The sequence below is a fragment of the Diaphorobacter ruginosibacter genome, from assembly GCF_040396215.1.
Lineage (GTDB): Bacteria > Pseudomonadota > Gammaproteobacteria > Burkholderiales > Burkholderiaceae_C > Diaphorobacter_A > Diaphorobacter_A ruginosibacter_A.
Map to the genome: position 1 here is coordinate 23842 of NZ_JBEBOW010000021.1, position 10683 is coordinate 34524.

A 10683-nucleotide genomic window follows, 5' to 3' on the forward strand; every position below is an offset into this window, starting at 1 on the left:
CCTGACTTTCCGTTGTTTCGAACTCCTCACTGTAGCGCTGTCTCGCATGGCATGGGTAACGGCCCCTGTTACACATTCTCCACAGCGCGACCGAGAGTACCGGATGCCGCCCAGCGAAAAAGAAAAAGCCGCCCTCGAAAGGGGCGGCCTGCGGGCGCCGGCAGGGGGCCGGGCCAATGAGGATTATTTCTTCTTGCCTGCGTCATTGAGTTGGGCCAGCGGGGCATTGCCGCCCAGGGACAGCAGGCCGGCCTCGGCGTATACGCGCAGCTTGTCGCGGGTATCGACGATGTCCAGGTTGCGCATGGTCAGCTGGCCAATGCGGTCGGCCTGGCTGAACGGCGCATCTTCCACCTTTTCCATGGACAGGCGTTCCGGCGCGTAGGTCAGGTTCGGCGACTCGGTATTCAGGATCGAGTAGTCGTTGCCACGGCGCAGCTCGAGTGTCACGGTGCCGGTGACGGCGCGGGCCACCCAGCGCTGGGCGGTTTCGCGCAGCATGATGGCCTGGGGGTCGAACCAGCGGCCCTGGTACAGCAGGCGGCCCAGGCGCAGGCCGTTGATGCGGTACTGCTCGATGGTGTCTTCGTTGTGGATGCCGGTCACCAGACGCTCGTAGGCAATGTGCAGCAGGGCCATGCCGGGGGCTTCGTAGATGCCGCGGCTCTTGGCTTCGATGATGCGGTTTTCGATCTGGTCGCTCATGCCCAGGCCGTGGCGGCCGCCGATGCGGTTGGCTTCGAGCATCAGTTCGACCGGGTCGCTGTATTCCACGCCGTTCAGGGCGACCGGCTGGCCTTCCTCGAAGCGGACGGTGACTTCCTCGGCCTTGACGGCGACGTCGTCGCGCCAGAAGGCGACGCCCATGATGGGCTTGACGATGCGGATGCCGGAGTTCAGGTGCTCCAGGTCCTTGGCCTCGTGGGTGGCGCCCAGCAGGTTGGAGTCGGTGGAGTAGGCCTTTTCAGCCGACATCTTGTAGTCGAAGCCGGCCTGGCGCATGTATTCCGACATTTCGGAGCGGCCGCCGAGTTCGTCGATGAAGCGCTGGTCGAGCCAGGGCTTGTAGATCTTCAGGTCCGGGTTGGTCAGCAGGCCGTAGCGGTAGAAGCGCTCGATGTCGTTGCCCTTGAACGTGCTGCCGTCGCCCCAGATGTTGACGTCGTCTTCCTTCATCGCGGCCACCAGCATCGTGCCTGTCACTGCGCGGCCCAGGGGCGTGGTGTTGAAGTAGGTGATGCCGCCGGTGGAGATATGGAACGCGCCGGCCTGGATGGCGGCGATGCCTTCGTTGGCGAGCTGCGTGCGGCAGTCGATCAGCCGGGCCTTCTCGGCGCCGTACTCCATCGCCTTGCGGGGAATGGCGTCGTAGTCCTCTTCGTCGGGCTGGCCGAGGTTGGCGGTGTAGGCGTAGGGCAGGGCTCCCTTGTTTTTCATCCAGCGCAGCGCGGCGCTGGTGTCCAGGCCACCGGAGAAAGCGATGCCGACCTTCTGGCCGACGGGCAGGTTTTGCAGAATGTTTGCCATGTTGTTATCTGTGAAAGTAGGAACGTGCGTTGGCGCGAATGCGCCTGCCCATCAGCCGTAGTGGCAGATGTAGTGGTAGGACTCGGTCACGCGGATGTCGAATTTGGAATTGCCCGGGATGCTGAACTTCTCGCCCGGACCGGCGGAGAGCCATTGCTCGGAGCCCTCGAGCCGGTATTCGCAGGAGCCGCCCACGCATTCCATGATTTCGGGCGCGCCCGTGCCGAAAGTGAGCGTCGCGGGCAGCACCACGCCAACGGATTTCCTGGTGCCGTCGGGATAGGTGATGTTGTGGCTCACGCACTTGCCGTCGAAGTAAACATTGGCCTTGGTGGTGACGGAAATGCCATCAATCGTTTCGGTGGTCATGAAATGCGATGAAGTCGGTGGATGAAAAAAAGGGATCAAACCCTTGATTCTAGGCTTCCGCGCGGAGACCGTGGTTTTGTGCGGATTGCCTTTTTTCATTCGGGCAAGAAAAAGGAGCCGCGAAAGGCTCCTTTTTCTCGTCGTGGGCAACGCCCGGATCATGGGTGGTAAAGCTCGCCACGGGCGTTGCGGTATTCGATGGCTCCGCTGGTCACGGGAGCGGTGTAGGTATCCGTCGGGCCCGTGACGACCACGCCGGGTTGCGGCTGGCTGCCGCTGCCGTAGTAGCCGCCGTTGCTGTAATCGCCAGTCTGGTAGCCGCCATCGTCGTAGTAACCGCTGCCGTGATAGGCCTGCGGCCGGGCGGGTTGCCGATAGGAGTACGGATCCTGGCCGTAGCCCTGGTAGGGGCCGGGGGCGCCATATGCGCCCTGGGCGGGCTGCACCGATAGCGGAATCCATGGGCCGGGGTCGTACTGCGTGCGGGTGGTGTAGCGGCGGCCGGCGTATTCGTACGTCACGTCGTAGGCGACGGTGCGATTCTCGTAGTAGGTCTGCATGCCGCAGCGCTGCATGGGAACATAGCCCGGAGGCCCGGCCTCGACGTTGTTGCCGACGATGGAGCCGCCGAATGCGCCGAGCGCCGTGGCCGCGGCGCGGCCGGAGCCGCCGCCGATGGCGCTGCCCGCCAGGCCGCCGACGACCGCGCCCAGTATGGCGCCCGCGCCGCTGGGTTGGCGCTGGGCGTAGACCATCTCGTTGTTGCAGACCTGCTGCGGAATGGCGACTTGCTGCATCACCGGGATGGCCGATAGCACGCGCCCCTGCTCCTGTGCGAAGGCAGTGGCGGCGCAGACGGCGCAAGCGCCGGAAACCGTGAGGGTGATGAACTTGTTCATGAGCGCAAACTCCTTGCTGAACGCTTGGAACGTATTGCCGTTCTCAACGCGCCAGACAGGAAAAAGTTTAGGCGCGCGGCGTCAAAAACAGTCAACGGCGGCGTAAAGCTTCGTAAAGCGCCGCCGTCGATGTTTTCATCTTCCGTGGGATCAGGCCTTGAGCAATTCGTTCCATTGGCCGACATCGAATCCGACGCTCACGCGGCCGGATGCCTTGCCGTCCCATTCGGCCACCGGGCGCTTGATGACGGAGGGATGCTCCTGCATGACGCCCATGGCGCCGGCGTCGTCCCCGGCGCGGGCCTGTACATCGGCGTCCAGCTTGCGCCACGTGGTTCCGCGGGTGTTGAGCAGCTTGTCGCGGCCAACGGCCTGGAGCCAGCCGGGCAGGCGCCCGGCTGGCACGCCCTGCTTCTTGAAGTCGTGGAACTGGTAATCCACCCCTTGCTCCGTGAGCCAGGCGCGGGCCTTCTTCACGGTGTCGCAGTTGGGGATGCCGTAGATGATGATTGTGGGGGTACTCATGTGCCGGATCATCGCTCATGCCGGCGTAGGCGACAATCATGGGCTGTATGCACAATCTTCCTGATACTTTGGACGGCTGGCTGAGCTATTGCGAAAGCCTTCATCCCCGCAATATCGAAATGGGCCTGGAGCGCGTGGGCGAGGTGGCACGCCGGCTCGGATTGCATTTCGACTGCCCCGTGATCACGGTGGCGGGCACCAACGGCAAGGGTTCGACCTGCGCCATGCTGGAGGCCGTGGCGCTGCAGGCGGGCTACCGGCCGGGCGTCTTCACGTCGCCGCACCTGGTGCATTTCGAGGAGCGCTGCCGCGTGCATGGCGAAATCGTCACCGCCGCGCAACTGGTCGAGCAGTTCGCCGCGGTCGAACAGGCGCGGGTGCTGGGCGGCAAGGAAGTGCCGCTGACCTATTTCGAGTTCACGACGCTGGCGATCCTGCGCCTTTTGAGCATTTCCAGGCTGGACGTGGCGATCCTGGAGGTCGGCATGGGCGGACGCCTGGATGCCACGAACATCGTCGATGCGGATTGCGCGGTCATCACCAGCATCGATCTCGACCACATGGAATTCCTCGGCCCGGACCGCGAAAGCATAGGCCGCGAGAAGGCCGGCATCATGCGCCCGGGCAAGCCCGCCGTGGTCAGCGATCCGATGGCGCCGCAAAGCGTGATCGATCATGCGACGGCCATCGGCGCGGATCTCTGGCGCTTCGGCCACGATTTCAATTTTTCCGGCGACAAGCAGCAGTGGGCCTGGGCAGGCCGCGGCCGCCGGTACGCCGGGCTGGCTTACCCGTCGCTGCGCGGCGCCAATCAGTTGGTGAACGCATCGGGCGCGCTGGCTGCGCTCGAAGCCATCCGCAGCAAGCTGCCGGTCACTGCGCAAGCCGTGCGCACGGGGCTGGCGATGGTCGAGCTGCCGGGCCGTTTCCAGATCATTCCCGGCCAGCCGGCGATGGTGCTGGATGTGGCGCACAACCCGCATTCGGTGGCGGCGCTCACCGCCAATCTGGACGCCATGGGCTATTTCCCGGTCACGCACGCCGTGTTTGGCGCGATGGCGGACAAGGATCTCACTCCCATGCTGGCCAAGATCGGCCCGCTGATCGATCGCTGGTATTTCACCGATCTGCCCACGCCGCGCGCCGACACCGCGGCCCATTTGCAGCAGAAGTGGAACGCCGTCCAGATGGTGGCGGGCACCAGGAGGGATGTGAAAACCTCGCTGCATGAGAACCCCGAAGCCGCGTTACAAGCAGCAATGAAGGCCGCCGACCCGGCTGATAGAATCGTGGTCTTTGGCTCGTTCTACACAGTGGGCGGTGTTCTTCAGCACGGCACGCCTCGTTTGCCAGCCAAGCATCTGGGTGCATAACGAGTCCATAACTCATGGCATTTATCAAGTTTCCCTGGTCAGGTAGCAAAGAGAAAGACACGAATGGAGGCAAGGCTGCCCGGCGCTCACGCGTGGCGGCGCAGGCTGAAAGCGTCGAGGTGATGCGCCGCCGTGCACGCCATCGCCTGATCGGCGCCGCCGTGCTGGTGGTGATCGGCGTTGTCGGCTTCACCTGGCTGTTCGACACCAAGCCGCGCCCGGTGCCGGTCAATTTGTCGACCGATGCGCCGGACCGCAACGATGTCGCTCCGCTGGTCGTCCCAGGCTCTTCGGCCGGGGGCGCTTCGGCGGCAGGCGGTTCGCTTGCGGGATCTTCAACGCCCGATGCCGGCCTGTCCGACGGTGAGGAAATCGTCTCGACGCCTGCCCCGGCGCCCGCGCCCGCGCCAGCTCCCGAGGTGAAGCCGCCTCCGGCTCCCACGCCGGCGGCCCAGGCGCCGAAGCCCGAGGCAAAGCCTGAAGTGAAACCGGAGCCCAAGCCCGAGCACAAACCAGAGCCCAAGCCCGAACCCAGGCGAGAGGCAAAACCCGAACCCAAGCCGGAGCCAAAGCCGGAGCCCAAAAAGCCGGAACCCAAAACCCGCGCCGACGATGCCGCGCGCGCCCGCGCGCTGCTGGAGGGCCGAGATTCCGGCTCTTCATCCGGCTCCGCCGCGCCGGCGGCCAAGGCCGAAGGCCGCTTCATCGTCCAGGTGGGAGCCTTCGCCGATGCGGACAAGGCCAGGGACGTGCGGGACAAGCTCTCCGGCGCCGGTCTCAAGGCCTTCACGCAGACCATCGATACCAAGGATGGGAAGCGCACGCGCGTACGCGTCGGTCCGTTCAACGGACGCGCCGATGCCGACAAGGCGGCTGGCCGTATCAAGGGGCTGGGCCTGCCGGCTTCGGTGATCCCTTTGTGATGGGACGGATGAACTGAGCGGAGTTGCGCATGGCCGCTCTGGATTGGTTATGCATCGCAGTGCTGGGCGCTTCGCTCGTGATAGGGGCGTGGCGCGGGCTGGTGTTCGAGCTGCTTTCGCTGGCGAGCTGGGTGATCGCGTTTTTCGTCGCACAGTGGTTCGCCGCCGACATGGGCGATCTGCTTCCGATGAAGGACAGCGACCCGATGTGGCGGCATGCGGCCGGCTTCGTATTGGTATTCGTGGTGGCGGTCTTTGGCTGCAGCTTTGTGGCGTTTCTCATGAAAAAGCTGATCGAGGCGATGGGCCTCCGGCCCGCGGACCGTGCGCTTGGCGGGCTGTTCGGCCTGCTGCGCGGCGTGATCGTGCTGCTGGTGTTCGCCGCCGTTGTCGAATGGACGCCGATGCATGAAGAGCCATGGTGGAAAACCTCGCACGCTGCCTCCATATTGGAGGCGGCACTGGGCGTGGCCAAACCGCTTTTGCCCGCCGGTGTGATGGCGAGGCTGCCCGCCTGAATGATGAAAAGGCGGCGACAATCGAGGGTCCCGCGAGATCCCGGGAAGTTTTTGTGAGTGTTCGGCGGATGGTCCTCCGCCAGAGAATGGAAACCGAATATGTGTGGAATCGTCGGTGTGGTCAGTACGGCCCCTGTCAATCAGCTGATCTATGACGCGCTGCTGCTGCTTCAGCATCGCGGCCAGGACGCGGCGGGCATCGTCACGCAGGAAGGGCGCAAGTTCTTCATGCACAAGGCGAAGGGCATGGTGCGAGACGTATTCCGCACCCGCAACATGCGCGCGCTGCCGGGCAATGTGGGGCTGGGCCAGGTGCGCTATCCCACGGCGGGTAATGCGTCGAGCGAAGAAGAGGCGCAGCCCTTTTATGTGAACGCGCCCTTCGGCATCTACATGGTGCACAACGGCAATCTCACCAATGCCCGTCAATTGCGCGAGGAACTGGTGAGCACCGATTTCCGCCACACCAATACGGAGAGCGACTCCGAGGTCCTGGTGAACGTGCTCGCGCATGAGCTGGCGCGCGCAACGAGCGGCGCGCCGCTCAAGAGCGAGGACGTGTTCCGGGCCGTGCGCGAGGTGCACAAGCGCCTGAAGGGCTCGTATGCCGTGATCGCATTGATTGCCGGGTACGGCCTGCTTGCGTTCCGCGACCCCTACGGCATCCGTCCGCTGTGCATGGGCAGGAGCGCTGACGGCACGGTCATGCTGGCCAGCGAGTCCGTGGCGCTGGAAGGCACCTTGCATCAGCTCGAGCGCGACATCGCGCCGGGCGAGGCCGTCTTCATTCACGACGATGGCCGTATCGAGACGCAGCAATGCGCCGAGTCGACAATGCTCCATCCCTGCGTGTTCGAGTACGTGTACCTGGCTCGTCCGGATTCCGTGATGGACGGTATCTCGGTCTATCAGGCGCGGCTGAACATGGGCGAGACGCTCGCCAAGCGCGTGATCTCCACCGTGCCGCCCAACCAGATCGACGCGATCATCCCGATCCCCGAGTCGAGCCGCCCGAGCGCCATGCAGCTCGCTCAGCTCCTGGGTATTCCGTACCGAGAAGGCTTCGTGAAGAACCGCTACGTGGGCCGCACCTTCATCATGCCCGGCCAGTCCACGCGCAAGAAGTCGGTCCGCCAGAAACTCAACGCCATCGGCAGCGAGTTCAAGGGCCGCCGCGTGCTGCTGGTGGACGACTCGATCGTGCGCGGCACGACCTCCAAGGAAATCGTGCAGATGGCCCGCGACGCTGGCGCCGTGAAGGTGTACCTGGCCTCGGCAGCGCCTCCGGTGCGCTACCCGAACGTCTATGGCATCGACATGCCCACCAAGACCGAACTGGTGGCCCACGACCGTACGGTGGAGGAAATCCGCCAGGTGATCGGCTGCGACGCGCTGATCTATCAGGACGTGGATGCGATGAAGCAGGCCGTGGGCAAGATCAATCCGAACGTGCAGGGCTTCGAGGCCTCGTGTTTTGACGGCGAGTACATCACCGGAGATATCTCGGATGGGGAGATCAACGCGATCAACGCGGGCCGCAACGAGAACCTGGAAGACGACGAGGACGCGGCACTCGCCTGAGAGCCGAGCCGCGGGGCCGCGCAAATGAGCGCAGCCCAGGCAAGGGATTTGAGGCGCGCATGGATTTTCATGATGGCGCGCTGCCGCCGATGACGGGCATCGGCGGCCCAGAGAATGACCGGAAGGATTTACCGTGACCGACAGAACATTGCCGCAGGGCCTGCATCCAGATACGCTCGCCGTGCGCGAGGCGATCGAGCGCAGCCAGTGGGGCGAGCACAGCGAAGCGCTTTACATGACGAGCAGCTTCGTTCAGCCGGATTGCGAAACGGCGGCCCGCCGCTTTGCCGCGCAGGAAGATGGCTATACCTACAGCCGTACCAGCAATCCGACGGTCACGAGCTTCGAGAAACGCCTGGCGGCCATGGAAGGCACGGAATGCGCCGTGGCCACGACCACCGGCATGTCGGCGATCCTGCTGGTGGCGCTCACCGCGCTGAAGGCGGGCGACCACGTGATCTGCTCGCAGTCGATGTTCGGCTCCACCATCAAGCTGCTGGGCACGGAGATGGCGCGTTTTGGCGTGGAGACCACCTTTGTCGCGCAGACCGACGTTCAGGCATGGAAGAGCGCCGTGCGCCCCAACACCAGGCTGTTGTTTGCCGAGACGCCGACCAATCCTCTGACCGATCTGTGCGACATCGCCGCGTTGGCGGAAGTGGCCCACGCCAACGGCGCGCTGCTGGCCGTGGACAACAGCTTTGCGTCACCCGTGCTGCAGCAGCCCGTCAAATTCGGCGCCGATCTGGTGGTGCATTCCGGCACAAAGTTCCTGGATGGCCAGGGCCGCGTGATGGCGGGCGCGGTGTGCGGCACTGTTGCGCTGGTCGATAAGGTGATGGGCACGTTTTTGCGCAGCGGCGGCCTGAATCTTGCGCCGTTCAACGCCTGGGTGGTCCTGAAGGGCCTTGAGACACTGGCGATCCGGGTGAAGGCGCAGAGCGCCGCGGCGCTTGAATTGGCGACATGGCTGGAATCGCACCCCAAGGTGGCGCGCGTGCATTTTCCGGGACTCGAGAGCCACCCGCAGCATGAGCTTGCCATGCGCCAGCAAAATGGCATGGGCGGCGCCGTGCTGGCATTCGACGTGATTGGCGGCTCGGCCGAGCAATTGCGCGCCAATGCTTTCCACGTCGTGGACAGCACGCGCGTGTGCAGCATTACCGCCAATCTGGGCGACGTGAAAACCACCATCACGCACCCGGCTAGCACGTCCCATGGCCGCCTGACCGAAGAGCAGCGCCAGGCAGCGGGCGTGGGGCAGGGCCTCATCCGCATCTCCGTGGGGCTTGAACACCTGGACGATCTCAAGGCTGACCTCTCCCGAGGGCTGGACAGCTTGAAATGACACAGCCTTCGTGCGGATGCGCCCCCTGTCTCTCAAGGAAGACGGCGAGCTTGGCGCATCCAGCATGGGGCAATGGATATTGAAATGACTACCAAAGTACGCACACGATTCGCACCGTCGCCGACGGGGTTCATCCATCTGGGCAACATTCGCTCGGCCCTTTACCCATGGGCCTTCGCGCGCGCCAACCAGGGAGACTTCATCCTGCGCATTGAAGACACCGACCTGGAGCGCTCCACGCAGGCATCCGTCGATGTGATTCTGGAAGGCATGGCATGGCTGAAGCTCGATCACGATGAAGGCCCGTTCTACCAGATGCAGCGCATGGACCGCTACAAGGAAGTGCTCGCCCAACTGCAGGCGAAGGGTTACGTCTATCCCTGCTATATGAGCATGGAGGAGCTGGATGCCTTGCGCGAAAGGCAGATGGCCGCCAAGGAAAAACCGCGCTACGACGGCACATGGCGCCCCGAGGACGGCAAGGTCCTGCCGCCGGTTCCCGAAGGCGTGAAGCCGGTGCTGCGCTTCAAGACTCCGCTGACGGGCGTGGTCGGCTGGGACGACAAGTGCAAGGGCCGCATCGAATTCCAGAACTCCGAACTCGACGATCTGGTGATCGCCAGACCCGATGGAACGCCCACGTACAACTTCTGCGTGTGCGTGGACGATATGGACATGAACATCACCCACGTGATCCGGGGCGATGACCACGTCAACAATACGCCGCGCCAGATCCACATCTTCGAGGCGCTGGGCGCCACGGTGCCGGTGTTCGCGCATCTGCCGACCGTGCTCAACGAGCAGGGCGAGAAGATGAGCAAGCGCAATGGCGCAAAGGCCGTCACGCAGTACCGCGACGAAGGCTATCTGCCCGATGCCATGGTGAACTATCTCGCCCGCTTGGGCTGGAGCCATGGCGACGATGAGATCTTCTCGCGCCAGCAATTCCTTGAGTGGTTCAACCTGGACCATCTGGGTCGTAGCGCAGGCCAGTTCGACGAGGCCAAGCTGCGCTGGGTGAATGCCCAGCACCTGAAAGCCATGGATGACGGCGAGCTGGCCGCCTTGGCCAGGCCGTTTCTCGTCCGCGTCGGAGTGCCCGAAGCGCAGATCGACGCGGATGACCGTTTCGTGCGCATCTGCGGCCTGTTCAAGGACCGCTGCGAGACACTGGTAGACCTGGCGAACTGGGCCCGGCTTTTCTATCTGGATGGCGTGCAGCGCAATGCGGAAGACTATGCCAAGCACGTCACCGAATCCGCCAGGCCGCTGCTGGCCGCCTTTGCCGCCGCGATCGAGCAGATCGACTGGAGCAAGGATGCCATCAGCGCCGCCATCAAGCAGGTGCTGAAAGAGCAGGGCGCGAAAATGCCCCAGCTCGCGATGCCGGTCCGGGTGCTCGTGCTGGGTACGGCGCACACGCCATCGGTCGATGCGGTGCTTGAACTTCTCGGGCGTGAAAAAGTTTTGAGGAATTTGAAAAGCGCCTGAAAACCTGTATATAATTCAAAGCTCAGCAGATGACGACGGTTAAGTAATTAAGCGATGTCGGCTGCAGGGAATTGTGGGGGTATAGCTCAGCTGGGAGAGCGCTTGCATGGCATGCAAGAGGTCATCGGT

Annotated in this window: 10 protein-coding genes; 6 read left to right on the plus strand and 4 right to left on the minus strand. The window is 63.9% G+C overall.

What is annotated here, in order from left to right; genetic code table 11:
* Positions 1–183 precede the first annotated feature (183 nt).
* The 4 genes from argG to ABWP92_RS04695 all read right to left on the minus strand — a co-directional run bounded on the left by argG (position 184) and on the right by ABWP92_RS04695 (position 3320).
* The gene (gene argG / locus ABWP92_RS04680) at positions 184–1527 is read right to left on the minus strand and encodes an argininosuccinate synthase (RefSeq protein ID WP_353234194.1); all 1344 of its coding nucleotides are present in this window, start codon (positions 1525–1527) and stop codon (positions 184–186) included.
* A 51-nt stretch (positions 1528–1578) separates the two neighbouring features.
* Positions 1579–1896 (minus strand): pyrimidine/purine nucleoside phosphorylase, encoded by a 318-nt coding sequence (gene ppnP, locus ABWP92_RS04685; protein WP_353234195.1) that lies wholly within the window; start codon positions 1894–1896, stop codon positions 1579–1581.
* Positions 1897–2054: 158 nt separating this feature from the next.
* Positions 2055–2795, minus strand: a complete 741-nt coding sequence (locus ABWP92_RS04690) for a glycine zipper 2TM domain-containing protein (RefSeq protein ID WP_353234196.1) — start codon at positions 2793–2795, stop codon at positions 2055–2057.
* Between the two features lie 150 nt (positions 2796–2945).
* Positions 2946–3320 carry an arsenate reductase gene (locus tag ABWP92_RS04695; protein WP_353234197.1) on the minus strand — a complete coding sequence of 125 codons (375 nt, stop codon included), beginning with the start codon at positions 3318–3320 and terminating at the stop codon, positions 2946–2948.
* 47 nt (positions 3321–3367) lie between these two features.
* Here ABWP92_RS04695 and folC point away from each other — a divergent pair, with 47 nt between their 5' ends.
* The 6 genes from folC (at position 3368) to gltX (ending at position 10554) form a co-directional block, all read left to right on the plus strand.
* Positions 3368–4693 carry a bifunctional tetrahydrofolate synthase/dihydrofolate synthase gene (gene folC, locus ABWP92_RS04700; RefSeq protein WP_353234198.1) on the plus strand — a complete coding sequence of 442 codons (1326 nt, stop codon included), beginning with the start codon at positions 3368–3370 and terminating at the stop codon, positions 4691–4693.
* A 14-nt stretch (positions 4694–4707) separates the two neighbouring features.
* The gene (locus ABWP92_RS04705; RefSeq protein ID WP_353234199.1) at positions 4708–5616 is read left to right on the plus strand and encodes an SPOR domain-containing protein; all 909 of its coding nucleotides are present in this window, start codon (positions 4708–4710) and stop codon (positions 5614–5616) included.
* Between the two features lie 29 nt (positions 5617–5645).
* The gene (locus tag ABWP92_RS04710) at positions 5646–6134 is read left to right on the plus strand and encodes a CvpA family protein (RefSeq protein ID WP_353234200.1); all 489 of its coding nucleotides are present in this window, start codon (positions 5646–5648) and stop codon (positions 6132–6134) included.
* 99 nt (positions 6135–6233) lie between these two features.
* A complete protein-coding gene (gene purF / locus ABWP92_RS04715; RefSeq protein ID WP_353234201.1) occupies positions 6234–7715 on the plus strand; it encodes an amidophosphoribosyltransferase in 1482 nt (493 codons plus the stop codon).
* 133 nt (positions 7716–7848) lie between these two features.
* Positions 7849–9063 (plus strand): O-succinylhomoserine sulfhydrylase, encoded by a 1215-nt coding sequence (locus ABWP92_RS04720; protein ID WP_353234202.1) that lies wholly within the window; start codon positions 7849–7851, stop codon positions 9061–9063.
* An 84-nt stretch (positions 9064–9147) separates the two neighbouring features.
* On the plus strand, positions 9148–10554 hold the full coding sequence (gene gltX, locus ABWP92_RS04725) for a glutamate--tRNA ligase (protein ID WP_353234203.1): 1407 nt from the start codon (positions 9148–9150) through the stop codon (positions 10552–10554).
* The last annotated feature ends 129 nt before the right edge of the window (positions 10555–10683 follow it).

Coding starts and splice junctions, on each gene's coding strand:
- ABWP92_RS04710 (WP_353234200.1), top strand. CDS start 5,646: ATGGCCGCTCTGGATTGGTTATGCATCGCAGTGCTGGGCGCTTCGCTC.
- ABWP92_RS04695 (WP_353234197.1), bottom strand. CDS start 3,320: ATGAGTACCCCCACAATCATCATCTACGGCATCCCCAACTGCGACACC.
- gltX (WP_353234203.1), top strand. CDS start 9,148: ATGACTACCAAAGTACGCACACGATTCGCACCGTCGCCGACGGGGTTC.
- argG (WP_353234194.1), bottom strand. CDS start 1,527: ATGGCAAACATTCTGCAAAACCTGCCCGTCGGCCAGAAGGTCGGCATC.
- purF (WP_353234201.1), top strand. CDS start 6,234: ATGTGTGGAATCGTCGGTGTGGTCAGTACGGCCCCTGTCAATCAGCTG.
- ABWP92_RS04690 (WP_353234196.1), bottom strand. CDS start 2,795: ATGAACAAGTTCATCACCCTCACGGTTTCCGGCGCTTGCGCCGTCTGC.
- ppnP (WP_353234195.1), bottom strand. CDS start 1,896: ATGACCACCGAAACGATTGATGGCATTTCCGTCACCACCAAGGCCAAT.
- folC (WP_353234198.1), top strand. CDS start 3,368: ATGCACAATCTTCCTGATACTTTGGACGGCTGGCTGAGCTATTGCGAA.
- ABWP92_RS04705 (WP_353234199.1), top strand. CDS start 4,708: ATGGCATTTATCAAGTTTCCCTGGTCAGGTAGCAAAGAGAAAGACACG.